The following is a 19,885-nucleotide window of genomic DNA, read 5'->3' as shown; positions in this document are numbered from 1 at the left end:
TTTGAGGTTTTTATTAGGTTTTTTTATGGCTTTTTTGCTTATTGGTTGCGGGTATAAACCGATCTCAAAACTCACACAAGATATTATGGATGAGAGGGTTTATGTTGATGTTATAATTAGCAAAACTGAGCCAAAAAATAGTGTTTTGATAAAAGATGCAGTAAAAGAGGGTATCGTATCAAGACTACATAAAACTCTTAGTGATAAACAAAGTGCAAACACGCTTATAGAAGTGTCAAACACATCGATTAGATACCAGGCGATGGTTTATGATGAGTTTGGGTATATCTCGGAGTATAAGGTCATTTTGGGATTAAATTTTAAGACAACCTTTAAAGATGGAAAAACCGAAAACATATCAACCGTAGGCGAATATGACTTTAGTGTTTCAAGGCGCATTAGTAACATACGCTATGCAGATAGTGTCATAAGCGATACGGAGAAATTTACAGCTATCAAAGAGGCTTCAAAAGAGGCCTTTGATGAATATATATCAAAATTAGCAATAAAAGGATACAAACATGGCAGCAATTAGCGTTGCACAGATAGTTAAGGAGGCATTGGGTGAGATAAAAAATCGTCAGCTCATGCTAACACCAGAAAACTATACTGATGTCTATAATGAAATTTGTAAAAAATATGGCTTTACAACTGCTGAAAAAAAGCGCATAGAACAATACATCTCGCGTTTAGGGGCTGAGTTTAAAACTCAAGCTGCAAATATGAACATAAGCAGCATTGATGAGTTTGTGGCTTTTGTTACAGCTAGACTTAATCGCTCATCGCAAAGTGGTGCAGCTAGCGTTGATGATGATAAAGGATATAAGTCGCTAAATGCGTTTGCACGCCGTGTACTTCAGGTCGTTGCGATGCTTCATAATAAAGAGGCTAAGGCTATGGCTGAAAGGTCTATGCAAATTTTATCTAAAAAGTGCGATCCAGCTGCGCTTGATGAGGTAAGAGAGAAGTGGTTTGAGATCGTTAGTGGCTATAATGATGAGTATCTTGACTTCTTAAAGCACTATGGCGTTAAAGGCAATGAAGATCTAAAAACGATGATGGGCGAGCTTGAAAATTTCTTAATGCTACAAAACGATAACGATATGTTAAAATCATTTGTTGAGCTTGTTGGCATTATGCTTGAACCATCTATCACAAAAGAGCTTGACGATGAGATAGCTCAGATAAATACTAGCATTTCAAAAAATCCTATGGAGATAAACTCACCAAACATAAAAGATGAGATAAAAAATTTAGTTGCTCGTCGTATCGAAACCGATAAAAATGAAGTAGCTCAGAAAATTTCATCGCTTAATAGTGTTTTAGGTAGTATCGGAAGTAGAATTTCAGAGCTTGCAAATACATCACGAGATAGCACTGCTAAGATGCAGGGCATTAAAAGTGATATTGCCGAGATAAGCCTTGATACAAATAGCTTTGAACAAGTAAAAGAGATGCTTTTTAATATAGCAAATGCACTTGAGATAGAAAGCCGTGAGCTGGGAGCTGAGATGAGTAGCAAGCAGGCAACTATATCAGAGCTTCAAGAGCGTATAAATTCTCTTGAGCAAGAGCTTGAAGAAGCTAAGATAGAAAGCCGTGAGGACTTTTTGACAAAGACGGCGACTAAAAGAGCACTTATGGAGGAGCTAAGGCGAATCGAAGAGGCTTACAGAAGATATGGGACTGATTACTCTGTTTGTTTTCTTGATATCGACTTCTTTAAAAAGATTAATGATACTTATGGGCACGACGCGGGTGATGTTATACTTGCCACGGTTGCAATGATTTTTAAGAAAAACATAAGAAAGATTGATTTTATCGGCAGATATGGTGGTGAAGAGTTTATCGTCATACTTCCAAGCACAAGTCAAGGCGAAGCGGTTGTGTTTGCTGAAAAGATAAGACAAACTATCGAAAGTTTTAAATTTATATATAAAAATGAGCGTATAAAAGTTACTATAAGTGCTGGAGTTGCAACTAGGAGCCTAAGTCTAAGCGATATGTCTACTATAGAAAATGCTGATAAAATGCTTTATCATTCAAAGCAAAACGGAAGAAATCAGGTATCGCCAAAAAACTAACTTTATGAAGCTAGAGAAATTTTTAGAAGGCAAACCGCTCTTTTATAAAGAGATCGATTATACCCGCATGCCTCGTGCTTGGCAAAGCATTAAAAGTAAATTTAAACCGTTTAAGGTTATTCATGTTATAGGAACTAATGGCAAGGGTAGTACAGGGCGCTTTTTGGCTCAAATTTTACATGCAAATGGCAAAACTGTTGGGCACTATACAAGCCCGCACATCTTCGAGTTTAAAGAGCGCTTTTGGCTTAATGGAAGTATCGTTAGTGATGAAAATTTAGAGCTAGCTCACCAGAGGTTACTAGAAATTTTGCCAGATGAGTTTAGGGTAAAAACTAGCTATTTTGAGTATGCTACACTGCTTGCGGCTACTTTATTTGAAGGGTGTGAGTATTTTGTATGCGAGGCTGGAATGGGCGGCGAGCTTGATGCTACAAATGTTTTTGAAAAAAAACTTAGCCTTTTTGCTCCGATAGGACTTGATCATATCGATGTTTTAGGTGTTGATCTAAAGGCTATAGCTACTACTAAATTTAAAGCCATAAATGCCAATGCACCAGCTATTTTAAACGATAAAATGGACAAAATTTGCTCTGATATAGGTTTTATGATAGCAAAAAATTTAGGTGTAAAAATAGACTTTGCAAGTCAAATTTTAAAAAATGATGATAGAGATAGTATAAAAAAATACGCTCAGATTTTTGAGCTACCAGAGTTTTTAACTTCTAATCTCACGCTAGCAGCCGCAGCCGCAAAGATACTTTTATCAGAATTAAATATAACAAATCTTGGCAGGCTTGATATTAGGGGCAGGTGTGAGCAGCTTGCACCAAATTTATATATTGATGTGGGACATAACGAGCTTGGAGCGCAGGCTATTGCGCAAAAATTTGATGGTAAAAAAGTTTGTCTTATCTATAATGCATTTGCCGATAAGGACTTTTATGCGGTTTTATCTACTTTAAAAAATATCATAAAAAATGTAAAAATCATCGACTACGACGGACATGGTCGTGAGCTTGGCGGGCAGAGATTAATAGTGGCTTTAGATAACTTAGAGCTTAAATTTAGCCATTTTGATGATATGGATATGGATAAAATTTTGCAGGCAAAAGATGATGAAATTTATCTAGTTTTTGGTTCGTTTTATCTTGTAGAGGCGTTTTTAAGGCGATATAATGCAAGAGAAAGTTTATGAATATTTTCTTGGCAAAAATAGCACTGATATTTTAATTTGCCAAGATGATAAAAGTGCCAGAGAGTGCGCCGATGCAGCGTCTTTGGCTGGGCTTAAGACATTTGTTTTGCCAGATTTTAGGGCTAGGTTTGGCGATGATTTGCGAAGCTTTAACGAAGAGCTTGTGGATATTAGCAAAATTTTAAGTGATTATTACAAATGTAACGATAAAAAACTCATCGTCTCGCCATATTCAACACTCTTAAACCCACTTCCATCAAGCTTGCAACTAAAGAGCATAACGATAAATTTTGGCGATAAAATAGACATAAATGCCTTGTGTGATGAGCTGCTTTTTTCTGGATATGAGATAGTTGACATAGCTGAAAGTAGGGGAGAGTTTAGCGTTCGTGGCGAGGTGATAGATATTTTTAGTCTAAATCATGATGAGCCAGTGAGAATTTTGCTCTTTGATGATGAGGTTGAGAGCATTAGAAACTATGATATTTCAACACAGATAAGCTCAAAGGCTGAGCTTGAAAGTATTGAAGTTGTGCCATTTTTGGCTAAGCTTAGCAAAAATGAGTATGAAAAAGCAAATGAAAAACTCCAAGATATAAATACAAATGCTATCGTTAGTGACTTAAATTCCCTTGGTTTTTGGGCGATAGATGGTTTTGAAAACTACCTTGAGAAATTTCACTGTGTTTTAGCGCAAGAGATTAAAGAGATAGACGATGAGCGTGATTTAAGTGTATTTAAAAATTTTAGCGTCCTTCCCCAAGCAAAGGAATTTAAACCACTTTTAGCAAGCCCAACTTCTGATTTTTTTGAGATAAACAAGCACAAAGATATAACCGTTTTAGCTCGCAACGAGTCGCTTTTTAGCGCTTTAAATGTTGGCAACGAGAATGTCAAATTACTAATTAGCCCGCTTGTTGTAAATTTAACTTCGCCAACAAAAGTCATTATATCATTAAACAAGTTTAGTAAAAAAACAAGAGCCAAAAAGGCTTCGCTTGTAGTTGATGAGCTAAAAGTAAATGATTATGTTGTGCATGAAGAGTATGGTATCGGTAAGTTTTTGGGACTTGAAAAGATTACGGTTTTAGGGGCTACGAAAGAGTTTGTGGTTATTGCCTATCAAAACGATGACAGGTTACTTTTGCCAGTTGAAAATTTAAACCTTATAGACCGCTATATCGCCGTAAACGGATCAATCGCCGTACTTGATAGACTTGGAAAAGCAAGCTTTGCTAAGATAAAAGAAAAAGTACGCGAAAAGCTGTTTTTAATAGCCTCCAAAATCATCGCCATGGCAGCCCAGCGTGAGTTAGTACAAGGACTTGTGATACAAAAAGATGACGCGCAGTATCTTAAATTTCTATCTCGAGCTGGCTTTGAATACACGACTGATCAACTTACAGCTGTTGGTGAAATTTCAGATGAGCTAAAAAGCGGTCGCGTGATGGATAGACTGCTTAGTGGTGATGTTGGCTTTGGCAAGACCGAAGTTGCTATGAATGCTATTTTTAAATGTGTACTTTCTGGCTTTGTGGCTCTATTTTTTGTGCCAACAACGCTTCTTAGCTCGCAGCATTTTAAGAGCCTAAAAGAGCGTTTGGCTGAGTTTGATATCAAGGTTTTTAGGCTTGATAGGTTTAGCTCAGCTAAACAAAAGGCTGAGGTTACAAAGGCTTTAAGTGATGGCGAGCCTTGTGTTTGTGTCGGTACGCATGCTTTGCTTAGTCAAAAGGCAAAAAATGTAGGACTTATCGTTGTTGATGAAGAGCATAAATTCGGTGTAAAACAAAAAGAAAAATTAAAAGAGATTTCATCAAATTCGCATGTTTTAAGCATGTCTGCTACGCCTATCCCTAGAAGTTTAAATATGGCTCTTTCAAAGATTAAAACCTATAGTGTGCTTAAAACTCCACCAAGCGAACGCCTTGATGTAAGAACTAGCGTAAAAGAGTGGGATGAAAAGATCATAAAAGAGGCGATAATGCGCGAGATGAGGTGCGGCGGACAGGTATTTTATATACATAATCACATCGCAGACATAGAGCTTTGCGCTAAAAATTTACGCAAAATCCTACCAAATTTAAGAATTTTGATACTTCACTCAAAGATAGACGCGAAGATAACTGAAGAGGAAATTTTAAAGTTTGAAAACGGCGAATATGATGTGATGGTTTGTACTAGCATCGTAGAAAGTGGCATACATTTGCCAAATGCAAACACTATGATAGTTGAAAATGCCAACAAATTTGGTATCGCAGACCTTCATCAGCTTAGGGGTCGTGTTGGCAGAAGTAATAAGCAGGGCTTTTGTTATTTCTTGGTTGAGGATAAAAATGAGCTTACGCCAGAAGCGCTAAAGCGACTTGTTGCACTTGAAAGCAACTCAGCACTTGGCTCTGGAAGTGTGCTTGCTTATCATGACTTAGAAATTAGAGGTGGTGGTAACATTATAGGTGAGGCTCAAAGCGGACACATTGAAGCGATAGGCTACTCACTTTATCTAAAAATGCTTGAAGATGAGATAAACTCACTTCTTAATCAACAAAGCGTAAAACTAAACAAGATAGATTTAAAGCTTAGTGTAAATGCCTTTTTAAACCCTGAATTTATCCGAGAAGATCGCTTAAGACTAGAGCTTTATAGACGGCTTAGTAAGGCTGTGAATGTAAACGAGGTTTATGATATAAGTGGCGAGATAGAGGATAGATTTGGCAAGCTTGATAGTTATACAAAACAGTTTTTAGATATTATAATCATCAAAATTTTAGCACTAAAACATGGCTTTAAAGCCATATCAAATGCTGAGCAAAATATAGTTTTAACAAACCAAAAAGATGAAAAGATAAGATTAAAGTCACGAAGCAAAGATGATGATGATGTGATTGGCGAGATAATAAGCCATTTAAGGAGTTTAAAATGATAGACTGGACTAGGGAGTTTGCAGCCATTTGGCGATCTAGCAAAGCACAGCTTGTGCCTGTGAAAGAGATTGATTTTGTTGATATTGATGATCTTATCGGTCTTCAGACTCAAAAAACTCAGCTTATACTAAATACACAGAATTTTATAAATGGAAATGAGGCTAACCATGTTTTGCTTTGGGGTGAGATGGGATGTGGCAAGTCTAGCCTTTTAAAGGCAGTTTTTACCAAATTTTATAAAGAAAATCTCCGTCTTATCGAGATCGCGTCTGATGAGTTTAAAAATTTGCCAGATATTATCGATGAGCTAAGGGAGCAAAATAAGTTTAAATTTATCATCTTTTGCGATGACATGAGTTTTGAAAATGGTAGCGCAGACTATAAGTTTTTAAAGCCACTTATGCAAGGTAGCATATCAAAACCTCCTAAAAATATCCTAGTTTATGCCACTTCAAATCGTCGCCATCTAGTTAGTGAAAGGCAAAGTGATAATGATGGAGTGATTGTAAAAGATGGCGAAATTCACTACGGCGATACAGTTAATGAAAAGATGTCGCTTGCCGATAGATTTGGTCTTTGGATAAGCTTTTATCAAGGAAATTTTGCCGAGTATCTAGATATCGTTGATCACTATTTTAAAAACGAAAATGTAGATAAAGAGATTCTTCATGACCTAGCAAAAAGCTATGCGACGCTTAGAGCAAGCCGTAGTGGTCGCACCGCAAAGCAGTTTTACTTACTTTATAGGGATAAAATTTCAAAGGATAAATAATGAACTCAACCCATCTTTTTTCTAGCTTATGTCAAGACTTTGATGGTGAAAAAAGCTTGCTTGTTTGGCCTGGAGAGGGTAGCTTTGAAGTTGTTGTGGGTGCTATATTGGTTCAAAATACAGCGTGGAAAAATGTAGAGAAAGCTTTGCAAAATTTGCGCATAAAAGAGGCTTTAAATTTAGAAACTATCTTAAAAATGAGCAGCGAAGAGCTTGCGCTTGCCATAAAGCCAAGTGGTTTTTACAACACAAAAGCCAAGCGACTTCACACACTTTGTAGGGCTATAAAGTTAGAATTTGGAAGTTTTGAAAATTTTAAAACCAGCGTTAGCCGTGAGTGGCTGCTTGGCATTAAAGGTGTTGGCGCTGAGACTTGCGATGCGATATTAGCTTATGCGTGTGGGCATGCAGTAATGGTTGTTGATACTTATGTCTTAAGGATATTAAATCATCTTGGATATGAGTTTGAAAGCTACGACGAGGCTCAGGAGTGGCTTATGGACATTGATGTGGTAAAAATTTCAGAGCTTATTGGAAATACTAATGAGGCTGAAATTTTTAAAATTTATCATGCACTTGTGCTTGAGTTTTGTAAAAAACATTTTAAAGGAAAGCTACTTATTAAAGGAAAGCTACTTAGTGACGCGGGGCGCGAGAGACTTAGGTTTTAAAAGGGTTGGTTTAAGGTTTAATATTTTACGATAAATTTACTATAAAATTTAAGGAGCAAATATGATATATGATAACATTATCAAAACCATCGGTAATACACCAGTCGTAAAGCTTGATACAAATTATGATGAGGCTCAGATTTATGCCAAGCTTGAGTATTTTAACCCGGGCGGTTCGGTAAAAGATCGTATAGCACTAAATATGATAATGCAGATGATGCAAGATGGCAGGCTAAAAGATGGTGATACGATAGTAGAGCCAACTAGTGGAAATACTGGTATTGGGATCTCTATGGTAGCGGCTGCTCTTGGTTTTAAGGTTATTTTGTGTATGCCTGAAAGTATGAGTATTGAGCGTAGAAAGATAGTTGCGGCCTATGGTGCAAAGCTTGAACTTACTGAGGCTGCAAAAGGCATGAAAGGTGCTATCGCAAGAGCTAGTGAGTTGGCAAGCCAGCCAAACCACATCATGCTAAGTCAGTTTGAAAATGCTTACAATCCACAAGCGCACGAAATTTACACGGCAAAAGAGATAATGGCTGATTTTTCTAGTCTTGATGCTTTTGTGGCTGGGGTAGGTACTGGTGGGACTTTAAGTGGCGTAGCAAAGGTACTTAAAGAAAATGGATACTCAACGAAAATTATCGCAGTTGAGCCAGAAGCATCACCAGTTTTAAGCGGAGGAAGTCCAGCTCCACATAGAATTCAGGGCATAGGTGCAGGATTTGTGCCAGGGACTATGGATCTTTCATTAGTTGATGAGATAGCTAAAGTAAGTAATGAAGATGCGATGGCTGCGGCTAGACATATCGCAAAAAGTTGCGGGATATTGCTTGGTATTAGTAGTGGTGCAGCATATGTGGCAGCAAAAAGGATAGCTGCTGATCTTGGCTCTGGCAAAAAGGTGTTATTTATCGCTCCTGACACCGGCGAGAGATATCTAAGCACTGAACTTTATGGAGCATAAATGAAAATTTTAGACAGAGTAAAAGAGGCGGTTAGGGTAGTTCGCGAGAAAGATCCATCGGTGCAAAACTGCTGCACTCTGGCTATACTTATAAATACGCCTGGCATTCACGCTTTGGCTTTTTATCGTATCGCGCATAAATTTTATAAGAGCGGGCATCCATTTTTAGCCCGCTTTATCTCGCAGATGGCGCGGTTTTTAACTGGTATTGAAATTCATCCTGGCGCAAAGATAGGTAAAAGATTTTTTATTGATCATGGTATGGGTGTTGTTATAGGCGAAACAGCTGAGATAGGCGATGATGTTATGCTTTATCACGGAGTTACTTTGGGCGGGACTGGCAAGGAGTGCGGTAAGCGACATCCTACTGTTGAAGATGGGGTGGTTATCGCTGCTGGTGCAAAGGTTTTGGGGGCTATAACTATAGGCAAAGGTTCAAAGATAGGTGCAAATTCTGTAGTTTTAAAAAATGTTCCGTCCTATGCTACAGCAGTTGGTATACCTGCTCGTATTGTGCGTTTAGATGGCAAACTGCCGCCAGAGCCTGAATACAGCATTTAGGTGCTAAAAACTATAAAAAATTTTAAATTTTATGCTACAATGTTTATTTTAAAGGATACAAAATGAATATAAAGCATTTGTTTTTGGCTATTTTTCTCCTTATTTTTGCTGGTTGTTCTCATGGCGGCATGCCATCAACTCCGCAAATTTCTGTAAAAAGCACGATGCCTGTTTTTATCACTCAAAATTCCGATCAAAATATAACAAAAACCGATACAAACGCTACAAAAACGCTGTATATAAAATTTAAAAACTCATCAGGACAGCCTAATAACTTAGAAAAAACTATTGCGACAAAGCTAGAGCCTTTGGGCTATATACAAATTTCTCAAATGCAAAAAGCAGACCTTGTCATACTTGGAGATCTTTTAAGTTTGGAGCGCTATGAGCACAGGGAGCGTGCTAGACCTAGGATGTTTATGAGCATGGGATATGGCTGGGGTAGGCGCTGGAGTGGACCTAGTATGAGTATGGGTATGATGATGCCGTTTTTTTACGATGACTGGGATGATTTTGACCGTACGGAGTATTATGTATACCGCGGTCTTGTGAGTGTTTTGATACAGACTAATGGTAATGAGCAACGCACAAATTTAGAGGTTCAAAGTGAGCGAAATCTCTACTCGCCAAGCTATATTATGCCATATATTGAAGATAAGATCGCTACGCAGATTTTAAATTTTTTCTACTAAAGAGCTAAGATGTAGATAAATGAGAGCAAAAGAAAGTTAATCATACTTTTTATCACATCGATGATTTTGTTTGGTGTAGCGTATATTGGACGAAAATACTATGATATGGGCGCAAGCACCGTCTTTACGATGTTTGTGGCGACCGTGTGCCTTGTGGTTTGCATTATAAAACTTTATCAAATAAATTTTATTTTGATAGAAAGTGATGGATTTGTCATAACAAAAGGAAAGAAAAGCTTAAAAATAAATTTTAAAGATATAGATGATGTTGGTATAAAAGCTATAGGTCAAAAGCAAAAAGCAGAGGTTTTGATGATAAATTTTAAGAAAAATAAGCTTAACATACAACAAGTTTACGGCTTTGCGCAGCCACTTGGTGAAAATAAGCTTATCATTTTTGATAGATATGAGCTTAGTAAGGATAAAATTTGTGAAATTTTAAAGAAAAAACTTAAAGAATACAAAAAAATCTAGCTAAAATTTATCGGGTCAATATCAACATCGCAAATCTCACTAACACAGATATTTGCCACTTTAAGTAGTGCATTTGGGTTTTTTGAACGAAGTAAAATTTCATATCTAAATTTATCGCCTATACGCTCTATAGCACACTTTCCATACCCTATGATACTAAGCTCAAGTTGTTTTTGTAAAAGAGAAATTTGCTCCACACATCTATTTGTTTCAAGCTGTGCGGTCTGCTCACTTTTGTGTGATACGATAAGCCTTAAAAGCCTATAAAAAGGCGGATATAGCTCTTGCCTAAACTCAAGCTCATCTTGTAAAAATTTATCATAATCATGCAGATAGCTCTCAAAAAACTCACGCTGTTTAGTTTGCAAAACAACCCTGCCAGCCCCAGCCCTGCCAGCCCTGCCAGCTACTTGCATAGCAAGTGCTAGCGTACGCTCTCTAGCTCTAAAGTCGGGGTATGCCAAAAGCTCATCTATGCCCATTATCACGGCTAGATCGACATTGTGGTAGTCATGCCCTTTGCTTAGCATTTGCGTACCAATAAGGATATCTATCTTTTGATCGTTAAAATCCTTAAGTGCCGTGACTAGCTTTTTTTGTGTAGTTATCTCATCACGGTCAAATTTTGCTATCCTAGCATTTGCAAATTCACCGCTAAGTTGCTCAAGTAGTTCGCTTGTGCCTATCTTTTTTGCCTCTAAAAGCTCGCTACCGCATTTTTCGCATGAGCTTGGCACGGGGGTTTTGTACTCACAGTATTGACATTTTAGTAAATTTTGACCTTTATAAAAACTCATGCCAACACTGCAAAATGGGCATTTTACGATATTTCCACACTCTTTGCATGAAATGTATCTAAAATTTGCCCGTGTTGGCAGGCAGATGATGGCTTGTCGTTTGTTTGCTAGCGTTTGTGCTACTTGCTCTTTTATGTTTTGTGTAAGCCCAGTTTCGCTCTCATCATATACAAAGCTTTTTTGTGAGCCAAAAAAACTCCCTTTCATGCGAAAAGTAGCCTGTTTATAAAATGTGCTTACACTTGGTGTTGCACTGCCTAGAACTAGCTTTATTTGTGTTTTGCTGTTTAGAAAAAGAGCTAAGTCGCGGGCGTTATAGTGTGGGCGTGAGCCAGTATTTTTGTAGCTGTCATCATGTTCTTCATCGATGATAATAAGTCCAAGTTGCTCAAGTGGTAAAAATAGCGCCGAACGCGCCCCTGCGATAAGCCAAATACTACCATCAAGCAAGCCTTGTAAAATTTCATCCTTTTGTTTAGAGCTTACTTTTGAGTGCCAAGTCGCCACACTTTTACCAAAATATCTCTCAAGTCTTGTTTGCATTTGTGGTGTGAGTGAAATTTCTGGCATTAAGAAAAGTGCCTGTTTTTTCTCTTGCAATACCTTTTGTATGGCACTTATATAAACCTCACTTTTGCCACTCCCAGTATCGCCAAAGAGTAGGGCAGTTTTGTTAGACTGTATGAAATTTAAGGCGTCTTGCTGGATATGATTTAGCTTGGGCACAAGAGTACAATTTGTTTTTTTAGCTACTTTTTCTACATCTTTAAAAGGCTCAAAAAGCCCCAAAGAAACGCCAAGTTCGCAGGTATAGTAGTGGGCTATAAACTCAGCTAAAAGGCGCTGGGTATCGGTCAGCTTTTGTGGTAGAATTTCTGTTATGTTTGTTGTCTTAAAGCTTGGTTTATCGCATTTTTTTACGATCACACCTTTTGTATCTTTGCCTTTTATGGGTGCTAAAACACAAGTAAACTCATCAATATCCTGCTCGCTTTCATATGTAAGCGGAGCTAAATTTTTGCCAAAAAAGCTAACAAGGTAGTAAAACATGGCTATTTTAACATGCTGCAAAGACCGCCACTAACGCAGGCAAAACTACCATTTGTCTTATCATATTTGAAATTTGCTATACTATTTTTGTATTTAAAAACATAGTTTTCATCACCTTCTCCTACCTTGCTCCAGCCCTCTTTGCCGTTTGCATCAACTATGCCAATGGGTAAAACCGCACTAAAGAGTAGTTGGGTGCTTTGAAGTGTTTGTGGGTAGTTTGGGTTTGCACTAAGCAGTGTTTGGGAGTATTGTGTGCTTATGGCTGATTGGATGGCGGCTATCTCAGATCTTGTTTTTATGATAATGGCGTCATCTTTGCTGACAGAAATTTTTGGCAACATAATACCTGCCAAAATGGCTATAACAACCACCACAAAAACTAACTCTATCATGCTAAAAGCGCGCCTCATCAGCTTCTTTTTAGCCTTTTATCTATCTTTTCTATTAGCGATAACATAGTGCTTTCATCTTCAAAACCGTCAAAACTTTTTTGAACGAAAAGGTCAAGCATCTCTTTTGGATTTAGAATTTTTTTATTATTTCTAAATCCACCAAAATCACGCTCAAGTGTATTATAAAAGTCGTCATCATCTATCGTGATAACATAATCGCGAGATGCGATCGTGAGCGTGATCTCTCTTCTCATGGTTACTTGCTAAGAACTGCTTCAATCTTCTTAAGAACATCGTCTGCTTCGTTGTTCTTTTTGTTTAGCTCCTCTTCAAGGCGCATGATCTGATTTGTCTTAGCTTCATTTTGTGCTTTTAGGGTTACGATCTGGTTGTGAAGCTCTTCGTTTGCCTTTGTTAGCTCATCAAATTTTGTAAGTAGGTCATTTACTTTACCTGTTAGTGTGGTTAGTACTTTATCGTCTTCAAACATTTTTTGCCCTTTGCGTAAAATTTAAGTGCGCATTTTAGCATATCGGGGCTAAAAATTTCATAAGTTTAATCAATTCTTTGCTAGAATGTGTAAAATTTTACAAGGAATTTTATGGGTTTAGACTACTATATAGATGAAAATGACTATCTTAGATATCACACTTACATCTTACAAACAAATAACAGCTTTAAAAAATCGATGTTTTTTACTTTTGCCACTATTTTGGCCTCATATGCGTTTTTAGTCTGGTTTTTTTATATAAATTTTGGCTTTTCGCTTGGTTTTTACGTATGTTTGGCATTCATTTTAACACTACTCATATATTTTATAAAAACATATAAAAAAAGATATGAAAAAAAACTACAAAAATACATCAAAAAAGCCTACGACACTAGTGTTAAATTTTCACTAAAACTAAACGATGATGAGATAGTTGCTAAGCTAAATAATGAGTTTAAGTTAAAAACTGATCTTGTTACAAAACTTGTGCAAATTCCACAAAATTTCTTCATACTTTTTAGGGATTTAAACTCAAAACAAGAGCTTGGCATAATCTTAAAAAATGATGAAATTTCAGCTAAATTTATACAACTCATAGCTCAAAAAACGGGCTTAAGCATTAAAAAGGAGATTTGATGTCAGAGTTTGAAATATCAAGCAAATTTTCCCCATCCCCCGATCAGCAAAACGCCATTGATGGCATCGTAAAAAGCATAAAAAATGGCAACAGATACAACACGCTTTTAGGCGTTACGGGTTCTGGCAAGACCTTTACCATGGCAAATGTGATAAAAAATCTCAAAATGCCAACGCTAATCATGACACATAACAAATCCCTAGCAGCTCAGCTTTATAGTGAATTTAAGGGCTTTTTCCCAAACAATCACGTGGAGTATTTTATCAGCTATTATGATTACTATCAGCCTGAGGCCTACATACCAAGAAGCGATCTTTACATCGAAAAAGATAGCTCTGTAAATGACGAGCTTGAGAGGCTAAGGCTATCCGCCACGGCAAGTCTTTTAAGCTTTGATGATGTTATCGTGATAGCCTCGGTTTCCGCAAACTACGGACTTGGTGATCCAAGCGAGTATCAAGGCATGGTGCAGTACCTAAATGTAGGCGATGAGATAAGCCAAAAAGCACTCTTAAACCGCCTTGTTGATATGGGATATACAAGAAATGACGCCTACTTTGACCGCGGGAATTTTAGAGTAAATGGCGATGTGATAGACATTTATCCGGCTTACTGGGGCGATGAGGCGTTGAGGGTTGAGTTTTTTGGCGATGAGATTGAAAAAATGTATCATTTTGAAGTGCTTGATAATAAACGCTTAAAAGATGTGAGCAAATTTACTCTGTATGCCACAAGTCAGTTTATCGTGCGTGAAGATAGGCTAAAATCAGCGATAAAAGGCATCGAAGCTGAGCTTGAAGAGAGGCTTAAATTTTACAAAGATGAAAACAAGCTGGTTGAAATGCAACGCCTAAAACAACGCGTAGAGTTTGACCTTGAAATGCTTACAAGCACCGGCATTTGCAAGGGCGTGGAGAATTATGCAAGGCACTTAACGGGGCTAAAACCGGGCGAGACACCATATACGATGTTTGATTATTTCTCGCTTTTAAATGGTGGCGAGTTTTTGGTGATAGTCGATGAAAGCCACGTGAGTTTGCCACAGTTTCGGGGCATGTATGCGGGTGATAGAAGCCGCAAAGAAACGCTTGTGGAGTATGGCTTTCGCTTGCCATCAGCCCTTGATAATCGCCCTTTGAAATTTGATGAGTTTATCAATAAAAATGCAAATTTTTTGTTCGTTTCAGCCACGCCAAACGAGCTTGAGCTTGAGCTGAGCAGAGGTCATGTGTATGAGCAAATTTTACGCCCAACCGGTCTGCTTGATCCACTCATCGAGCTAAAAGATAGTGATAATCAAGTAGAGGCGTTACACGATATGATAAAACAAGTCGTTGAGCGAAATGAACGCGTTTTGATAACCGTGCTAACTAAAAAAATGGCAGAAGAGCTAACACGCTACTATACCGAGCTTGGCATTAGAGTAAAATACATGCACTCAGACATCGACGCGATCGAGCGAAACGAGCTTATACGCGGACTTCGCGGTGGTAGCTATGATGTGCTGGTTGGCATAAATTTGCTCCGCGAAGGGCTTGATCTGCCCGAGGTTTCGCTCATAGCCATAATGGACGCTGATAAAGAGGGCTTTTTACGCTCACGAACGAGCCTGATTCAGACTATGGGGCGTGCAGCGCGAAATGTCAATGGCAAGGTCGTGATGTTTTGCAAAAAGGTAACAAACTCGATGCAAGAAGCCATCGACATAACGAGTGCAAGACGCAAAATGCAAGATGAGTATAACAAAGCAAATAACATCACGCCACGCTCAGCTTCAAGAAATATCGAAGAGAGCTTACATGTCGAAGATGAAGGCGAGGTTTATAGAAAGGGCAAAAAACTAGAAAAAATGCCAGCTAGCGAGCGAGCTAAGCTTGTAAAAGAGCTAAGAAAGCAGATGTTTGAAGCGGCAAATGCGCTAGAGTTTGAAAAAGCGGCTGCGTTAAGAGATGAGATAGCAAAGCTCAGGGATTTGTGAAATTTCAGTAAAACCAGAGTGTGTAATAACACTTAAAATTTGATAAATTTTTTAAGCAGCTGGTCTAAAACCTGGGATTTATTTGAAATTTTAGTCTAAAAGTAATAAGTAAAATTGCATAAAAACTCTTTTAGTTGGTTGTAACAAGAAAAGCTACATATAAAATTTTAGACATATAGAGTTTGTTTTAGCAAATGTTATAACCACTAAAAATCGGATAAAAATCTTTTGGACTGGTACTTTATATGACAATAGGTTTTTCTATCAAAACTATTTTTTATAAATTTCATAATTTGATAAAAATACTAAGCTTGATTTTGCAACTATGCAATGCTAGGAGTGCGTGCTATGGGCGCAAATTTCGCATTCACAGCGCAAGCTAAATCGTGTGGCGCAAGGCATAGCTGTTTACCACGCACGCCAGCTGAGATTAAAATTTGCTTTTGCAAAAGCGCCCTCTCATCTATAAATGTCGCAAAGCGCTTTTTCATAGCTATCGGCGAGCACCCGCCCCTTATGTAGCCAGTCGTTTTTTCAAGCTCTTTAAGTGTTAAAAGCTCACATCTTTTATGTCCGCTTACGCTTGCAAGTGCCTTTAAATCAAGCTCTAAATCCCCCTGAATACAAGCTACTATATACTCTCTTGTACCTACTTCACAGACTATGGTTTTGTAAATTTTTTCAATGCCTATGCCAGTTGTTTGGGCTAGATGAATGGCACTTAAATCACTCTCATTAACCTCATACTCAAACATATCATAAGAAATTTTAAGCCTATCAAGAGCTCTTGCGGCGTTAGTTTTATGGATCTCTTTTTTGCTCATTTTGTTTTATTGATCGCCTAAAGTATGTAGTTAATGCATTCAATGCAAATGGTCTATCTTTCTGATTTAAGGCTTATTAAGACGCCTTCTATCATCTTTTTTATATCCCCGTCAAGTATCGCGTCCGTTTGGCTATATGCCTCGCCACTTCTAACATCTTTAACTTGTTGATAAGGAAAAAGCACATAAGAGCGTATCTGATGTCCCCAGCCTATCTCGCTTTTTTCGACACTGTCGCTAGCTGCTTGTTGCTTTTCTAGCTCAAGCTCATAAAGGCGAGACTTTAGCATTTTTATCGCAGTTGCTCGGTTTTTGTGCTGGCTTCTGTCATTTTGGCACTGCACGACTATGCCTGTTGGCACATGTGTTATGCGTATGGCGCTTTCTGTTTTATTTACATGCTGACCGCCAGCCCCGCTTGCTCGGTAGGTGTCTATTTTAAGGTCTTTTTCTTCGATCTCTATCTCTATATCATCATCTATCTCGGGGCTTACCATGACGCTTGTAAAGCTAGTATGCCGTCTTCCAGCACTATCAAATGGACTAACTCTAACAAGGCGGTGTATCCCATTTTCTGCTTTTAAGTAGCCATAGGCATTCTCGCCCTTTACTATAAAGCTTACATCTTTTAATCCAGCCTCTTCGCCCTCTTGAAAGTCAAGCGTTTCGACCTTAAAGCCTTCTCTTTCACAAAATCTTAAATACATGCGATACAGCATGCTTGCCCAGTCATTGCTTTCAGTGCCGCCAGCTCCTGGATGGATAGTAACGATAGCATTTTTACCATCATCTTCGCCGCTAAGCAACATCGAAATTTCAAGGCTAGTTATCGCGTCTTCAAGCTTATTTGCTTCGGCAAAAAGTGAATTTATAGTCTCTTCATCATTTTCGGCATTGGCTAGCTCATAAAGATCTCTTGCGTCAATAACCGCGCTATTTGCTTTGTTAAATTTTTCAAGCATATTTGTTATCTTTGTTTTTTCTTTGCCAAGTGCTGTTGCGCGAGATACATCTTGCCAAAAATTTACATCTTGCTCAAGTGTTGAAATTTCATCCAAACGAGCTTTTATCTCATTTGGCTTTACGATAGCGCCGATATTTTGGGCTTTTGTTGTTAGTTTTTTAAGAAGTTCTGTGTATTCGTATGCGTCCAAAATTTGCTCCAAATTTTATATTTTGGTGCGATTATATCATATTTAATTTATACTGATTTTAAACTATCTGGTGAAAATTTTTCTAAGTGTTGGGATAAGGATAAATCTATCAATAATACTAATAAACATCTCAGAAATTTTACCTTGATTTAAAAGCCTTAGCTCGTTTGTTATATCTGGTGCTGGATCGTTTAGTAGCACTTTTAGTTTGGCTTCTTCTAGTTTTAGTTGCCTTGAGTTTTGTTTTGTCTCAAGCATAGAAAGAACCAAGCTTAGCTTTTGCTTTGTCATTTGACTTTGCATTTTGCAACCTTGTAAAGTATGAATGAGATTAAAAAAGCTAAACCAGAAGTGGCAAAATAGCCATTAACATCGCCTAAAAATTTAGCAAAAAACAAATTTGCCCCAAGCAATAAAAAAACAAAGCCAATAACTGCCAGCACTGCAACTACGCATTTTATCAAAAGCGCGTCGGCGCTCGCGGTAAAGCTTTGTCTAATATCAGTCGCTTGCGCCTCTACAAGCTCGACGACTGATACTATAAACTCAGATAGGCTTGCCATTATTTTTTAAGTATCCAAGCGAGTAAAAAGCCCATGCCAGCAGCTACCGCTACACTTTTGATAGGATCATCTTTTATGGCTTCATTTACGCTATCAACGCTACCTTTTCCTCTTAGTTTAATCTCATCAATATACTTTTTAAGCTCATCTGCGTTTAGTGAGTCTAGGATTTTATCCTTGCTCTCTTCAGCTTTTGTACTGCCAAGCTCTTTTAATGACTTCAAAACATCTTTAAAGTCTGACTTTAGCGCGTCTATATCCTTTTTTATACTCTCTAAATTTACCTCTTGTGCTGCCATTTTGACTCCTTTTGAGTGAAATATATAAAAGTAAGTTTAGTCTTTTATAGTTAATGCTCGCTTAATAAGCCAAATTTTTAGCACTAAAATATAAAATTTATCAAAATTTATACTTACCATCTATATCCGGCCACAAAGCTACCGCTATAATAGCCATCTTTAAAATTTGTTTTTGCCCCAAAATTTACCCCAAACTAAGCACTTTTATAGATACTTCAACTCCAGTTTGAAGTATAGCGTAGGTTGTTTTTCTATTGTTTTTGTTTGATATTATGAACTTTGCATTGTGATTTTAAAAAGTGTTTAAGGCGTTTTGTTTCTGTTTTAAAATTTTTAATGTCTGTTTTTTGCTCTTTTATGATATCTTTTTTATTGATAGCTCGTTTTGTCATTTCGTGTTTTTGTTTTAGTGTTAAAAGGTTTGAACTTATAGAAGGTTCGTTTGAATTATATATGAAATTTAATCAGCAGTTCAACGCTTTTTTGCTAAAATATCAGGCTAAATTTTAGATAAAAGAAGAGAGATGAAAATTTTAAGAACAACTAATGAGTTACGCGAATTTGTCTTAGAAAATGCCTGTGAGATAGGATTTGTGCCAACTATGGGTGCACTTCATGATGGGCATTTAAGCTTAATAAAGCAAAGCGTGGGTGAAAATGACATAACGCTTGTTTCTACTTTTGTAAATCCAACACAGTTTTTGCCTGGCGAAGACCTTGATAAATACCCAAAACAAGAGGCTTCTGATATAAGTATCTGTAAAAATGCTGGCGTAGATGTGATGTTTATCCCAGCTGTAAGTGAAATTTATAGTGAATTTGAGCCACTTATCTTAGCTCCTAAAAATTTAGCTGAAATTTTAGAAGGCAAAACTAGGCCAGGTCACTTCGATGGTGTTTTGCGAGTGCTAACAAAACTTTTTCACTTGGTCTGTCCAAAGCGAGTTTATATGGGCAAAAAGGACGCCCAGCAGCTTGTAATCGTGCAAAATATGGTAAAAACGATGTTTTTTAACACTCAGATCGTGCCTTGTGAAATCATGCGAGATAGTGATGGTCTGGCACTTTCAAGTAGAAATTCCTATCTAAATGAGGCACAAAAAAAAGAGGCATTAAAGCTTTCAAGATCGCTTTTTAAGGCAGATGAGCTGGTGAGAAACGGTGAGTTAAATGCAAATGAGATAAAATCAAAAATGAGCGAAATTTTATCGCCGCTTGAGGTTGATTATATAGCTATTGTTGATAGAAATTTTGCTGAAATTTCAGAAATAAAACTAAAAAATACGATAATCTTAGTCGCCGCAAAGGTGGGTAAAACAAGATTAATAGACAATTTATGGATATAAAAATGGCAC

22 protein-coding genes are annotated in these 19,885 nt (G+C 37.5%); 13 read left to right on the top strand and 9 right to left on the bottom strand.

The annotated features are described in order from the left end of the window. The first annotated feature begins 1 nt into the window (after window position 1). The 10 genes from lptE to LQV35_RS04420 all read left to right on the top strand — a co-directional run bounded on the left by lptE (window position 2) and on the right by LQV35_RS04420 (window position 10,343). A complete protein-coding gene (gene lptE / locus LQV35_RS04465; RefSeq protein WP_230056647.1) occupies window positions 2-535 on the top strand; it encodes an LPS assembly lipoprotein LptE in 534 nt (177 codons plus the stop codon). After that, entirely contained in the window at window positions 522-2,084 is a 1,563-nt protein-coding gene (locus LQV35_RS04460) for a GGDEF domain-containing protein (RefSeq protein WP_230056646.1), read from the top strand. The genes lptE and LQV35_RS04460 overlap by 14 nt, the downstream gene beginning before the upstream one ends. Before the next feature lie 4 nt (window positions 2,085-2,088). Continuing rightward, entirely contained in the window at window positions 2,089-3,282 is a 1,194-nt protein-coding gene (locus LQV35_RS04455) for a Mur ligase family protein (RefSeq protein ID WP_230056645.1), read from the top strand. Further along, window positions 3,263-6,205 (top strand): DEAD/DEAH box helicase, encoded by a 2,943-nt coding sequence (locus tag LQV35_RS04450; RefSeq protein WP_230056644.1) that lies wholly within the window; start codon window positions 3,263-3,265, stop codon window positions 6,203-6,205. Before LQV35_RS04455 ends, LQV35_RS04450 begins: the two co-directional genes overlap by 20 nt. Next, window positions 6,202-6,978, top strand: coding sequence for an ATP-binding protein (locus LQV35_RS04445; RefSeq protein ID WP_230056643.1), 777 nt, complete (start codon window positions 6,202-6,204; stop codon window positions 6,976-6,978). Before LQV35_RS04450 ends, LQV35_RS04445 begins: the two co-directional genes overlap by 4 nt. After that, window positions 6,978-7,649: an endonuclease III domain-containing protein gene (locus tag LQV35_RS04440; RefSeq protein ID WP_230056642.1), complete on the top strand. Its 672-nt coding sequence runs from the start codon at window positions 6,978-6,980 to the stop codon at window positions 7,647-7,649. Before LQV35_RS04445 ends, LQV35_RS04440 begins: the two co-directional genes overlap by 1 nt. Before the next feature lie 61 nt (window positions 7,650-7,710). Further along, the gene (cysK, locus tag LQV35_RS04435) at window positions 7,711-8,616 is read left to right on the top strand and encodes a cysteine synthase A (RefSeq protein WP_230056641.1); all 906 of its coding nucleotides are present in this window, start codon (window positions 7,711-7,713) and stop codon (window positions 8,614-8,616) included. 6 nt (window positions 8,617-8,622) lie between these two features. Continuing rightward, window positions 8,623-9,177, top strand: coding sequence for a serine O-acetyltransferase EpsC (gene epsC, locus LQV35_RS04430; protein WP_230056749.1), 555 nt, complete (start codon window positions 8,623-8,625; stop codon window positions 9,175-9,177). Between the two features lie 62 nt (window positions 9,178-9,239). Then, window positions 9,240-9,869 (top strand): complement resistance protein TraT, encoded by a 630-nt coding sequence (locus tag LQV35_RS04425; RefSeq protein ID WP_230056640.1) that lies wholly within the window; start codon window positions 9,240-9,242, stop codon window positions 9,867-9,869. A 66-nt stretch (window positions 9,870-9,935) separates the two neighbouring features. After that, window positions 9,936-10,343, top strand: a complete 408-nt coding sequence (locus LQV35_RS04420; protein WP_230056639.1) for a molybdate transport repressor — start codon at window positions 9,936-9,938, stop codon at window positions 10,341-10,343. On the opposite strand, the gene LQV35_RS04415 is transcribed toward LQV35_RS04420, so the two are convergent. From LQV35_RS04415 to LQV35_RS04400, 4 genes are read right to left on the bottom strand one after another with little or no spacing between them, the layout of a single operon-like run. Next, window positions 10,340-12,190 carry a primosomal protein N' gene (locus LQV35_RS04415; protein ID WP_230056748.1) on the bottom strand — a complete coding sequence of 617 codons (1,851 nt, stop codon included), beginning with the start codon at window positions 12,188-12,190 and terminating at the stop codon, window positions 10,340-10,342. The two genes, LQV35_RS04420 and LQV35_RS04415, sit on opposite strands and share 4 nt — an antisense overlap. A 2-nt stretch (window positions 12,191-12,192) precedes the next feature. Further along, a complete protein-coding gene (locus LQV35_RS04410) occupies window positions 12,193-12,603 on the bottom strand; it encodes a type II secretion system protein (protein ID WP_268250084.1) in 411 nt (136 codons plus the stop codon). Beyond that, window positions 12,603-12,839: a hypothetical protein gene (locus tag LQV35_RS04405; protein WP_230056637.1), complete on the bottom strand. Its 237-nt coding sequence runs from the start codon at window positions 12,837-12,839 to the stop codon at window positions 12,603-12,605. Before LQV35_RS04405 ends, LQV35_RS04410 begins: the two co-directional genes overlap by 1 nt. A 2-nt stretch (window positions 12,840-12,841) precedes the next feature. After that, window positions 12,842-13,075 carry a hypothetical protein gene (locus tag LQV35_RS04400; protein ID WP_230056636.1) on the bottom strand — a complete coding sequence of 78 codons (234 nt, stop codon included), beginning with the start codon at window positions 13,073-13,075 and terminating at the stop codon, window positions 12,842-12,844. 111 nt (window positions 13,076-13,186) lie between these two features. Here LQV35_RS04400 and LQV35_RS04395 point away from each other — a divergent pair, with 111 nt between their 5' ends. Together LQV35_RS04395 and uvrB are read left to right on the top strand one after the other, a co-directional pair. Next, a complete protein-coding gene (locus tag LQV35_RS04395; RefSeq protein ID WP_230056635.1) occupies window positions 13,187-13,711 on the top strand; it encodes a hypothetical protein in 525 nt (174 codons plus the stop codon). Continuing rightward, complete coding sequence (gene uvrB, locus LQV35_RS04390) at window positions 13,711-15,690, top strand: excinuclease ABC subunit UvrB (RefSeq protein ID WP_230056634.1); 1,980 nt, start codon at window positions 13,711-13,713, stop codon at window positions 15,688-15,690. Before LQV35_RS04395 ends, uvrB begins: the two co-directional genes overlap by 1 nt. 323 nt (window positions 15,691-16,013) lie before the next feature. Here the strand turns inward: uvrB and ybaK are convergent, their stop codons facing one another. The 5 genes from ybaK to LQV35_RS04365 form a co-directional block, all read right to left on the bottom strand. Then, on the bottom strand, window positions 16,014-16,514 hold the full coding sequence (ybaK, locus tag LQV35_RS04385; RefSeq protein ID WP_230056633.1) for a Cys-tRNA(Pro) deacylase: 501 nt from the start codon (window positions 16,512-16,514) through the stop codon (window positions 16,014-16,016). Between the two features lie 53 nt (window positions 16,515-16,567). Further along, complete coding sequence (gene prfB, locus LQV35_RS04380; RefSeq protein ID WP_230056632.1) at window positions 16,568-17,668, bottom strand: peptide chain release factor 2; 1,101 nt, start codon at window positions 17,666-17,668, stop codon at window positions 16,568-16,570. A 63-nt stretch (window positions 17,669-17,731) separates the two neighbouring features. Next, window positions 17,732-17,971 (bottom strand): hypothetical protein, encoded by a 240-nt coding sequence (locus tag LQV35_RS04375; protein WP_230056631.1) that lies wholly within the window; start codon window positions 17,969-17,971, stop codon window positions 17,732-17,734. After that, the gene (locus LQV35_RS04370; RefSeq protein ID WP_230056630.1) at window positions 17,956-18,231 is read right to left on the bottom strand and encodes a hypothetical protein; all 276 of its coding nucleotides are present in this window, start codon (window positions 18,229-18,231) and stop codon (window positions 17,956-17,958) included. The genes LQV35_RS04375 and LQV35_RS04370 overlap by 16 nt, the downstream gene beginning before the upstream one ends. Then, a complete protein-coding gene (locus LQV35_RS04365; RefSeq protein ID WP_230056629.1) occupies window positions 18,231-18,530 on the bottom strand; it encodes an ElaB/YgaM/YqjD family protein in 300 nt (99 codons plus the stop codon). The genes LQV35_RS04370 and LQV35_RS04365 overlap by 1 nt, the downstream gene beginning before the upstream one ends. A gap of 524 nt (window positions 18,531-19,054) precedes the next feature. On the opposite strand from LQV35_RS04365, the gene panC reads away from it, so the two are divergent. Further along, complete coding sequence (gene panC, locus LQV35_RS04360) at window positions 19,055-19,876, top strand: pantoate--beta-alanine ligase (RefSeq protein WP_230056628.1); 822 nt, start codon at window positions 19,055-19,057, stop codon at window positions 19,874-19,876. Window positions 19,877-19,885 lie beyond the last annotated feature (9 nt).

The organism is Campylobacter suis, assembly GCF_905120475.1.
GTDB classification, from domain to species: domain Bacteria; phylum Campylobacterota; class Campylobacteria; order Campylobacterales; family Campylobacteraceae; genus Campylobacter_A; species Campylobacter_A suis.
The sequence above is the reverse complement of the archived record's forward strand: the minus strand, read 5'-3'. Positions and strand labels throughout refer to the sequence as shown.

What these genes read in the sequence shown, in the direction of transcription:
- LQV35_RS04460 (WP_230056646.1), top strand. Translation starts at nt 522, where the DNA reads ATGGCAGCAATTAGCGTTGCACAGATAGTTAAGGAGGCATTGGGTGAG.
- LQV35_RS04455 (WP_230056645.1), top strand. Translation starts at nt 2,089, where the DNA reads ATGAAGCTAGAGAAATTTTTAGAAGGCAAACCGCTCTTTTATAAAGAG.
- LQV35_RS04450 (WP_230056644.1), top strand. Translation starts at nt 3,263, where the DNA reads ATGCAAGAGAAAGTTTATGAATATTTTCTTGGCAAAAATAGCACTGAT.
- LQV35_RS04445 (WP_230056643.1), top strand. Translation starts at nt 6,202, where the DNA reads ATGATAGACTGGACTAGGGAGTTTGCAGCCATTTGGCGATCTAGCAAA.
- LQV35_RS04440 (WP_230056642.1), top strand. Translation starts at nt 6,978, where the DNA reads ATGAACTCAACCCATCTTTTTTCTAGCTTATGTCAAGACTTTGATGGT.
- cysK (WP_230056641.1), top strand. Translation starts at nt 7,711, where the DNA reads ATGATATATGATAACATTATCAAAACCATCGGTAATACACCAGTCGTA.
- LQV35_RS04425 (WP_230056640.1), top strand. Translation starts at nt 9,240, where the DNA reads ATGAATATAAAGCATTTGTTTTTGGCTATTTTTCTCCTTATTTTTGCT.
- LQV35_RS04415 (WP_230056748.1), bottom strand. Translation starts at nt 12,190, where the DNA reads ATGTTTTACTACCTTGTTAGCTTTTTTGGCAAAAATTTAGCTCCGCTT.
- LQV35_RS04410 (WP_268250084.1), bottom strand. Translation starts at nt 12,603, where the DNA reads ATGAGGCGCGCTTTTAGCATGATAGAGTTAGTTTTTGTGGTGGTTGTT.
- LQV35_RS04405 (WP_230056637.1), bottom strand. Translation starts at nt 12,839, where the DNA reads ATGAGAAGAGAGATCACGCTCACGATCGCATCTCGCGATTATGTTATC.
- LQV35_RS04400 (WP_230056636.1), bottom strand. Translation starts at nt 13,075, where the DNA reads ATGTTTGAAGACGATAAAGTACTAACCACACTAACAGGTAAAGTAAAT.
- LQV35_RS04395 (WP_230056635.1), top strand. Translation starts at nt 13,187, where the DNA reads ATGGGTTTAGACTACTATATAGATGAAAATGACTATCTTAGATATCAC.
- uvrB (WP_230056634.1), top strand. Translation starts at nt 13,711, where the DNA reads ATGTCAGAGTTTGAAATATCAAGCAAATTTTCCCCATCCCCCGATCAG.
- ybaK (WP_230056633.1), bottom strand. Translation starts at nt 16,514, where the DNA reads ATGAGCAAAAAAGAGATCCATAAAACTAACGCCGCAAGAGCTCTTGAT.
- LQV35_RS04375 (WP_230056631.1), bottom strand. Translation starts at nt 17,971, where the DNA reads ATGCAAAGTCAAATGACAAAGCAAAAGCTAAGCTTGGTTCTTTCTATG.
- LQV35_RS04370 (WP_230056630.1), bottom strand. Translation starts at nt 18,231, where the DNA reads ATGGCAAGCCTATCTGAGTTTATAGTATCAGTCGTCGAGCTTGTAGAG.
- LQV35_RS04365 (WP_230056629.1), bottom strand. Translation starts at nt 18,530, where the DNA reads ATGGCAGCACAAGAGGTAAATTTAGAGAGTATAAAAAAGGATATAGAC.
- panC (WP_230056628.1), top strand. Translation starts at nt 19,055, where the DNA reads ATGAAAATTTTAAGAACAACTAATGAGTTACGCGAATTTGTCTTAGAA.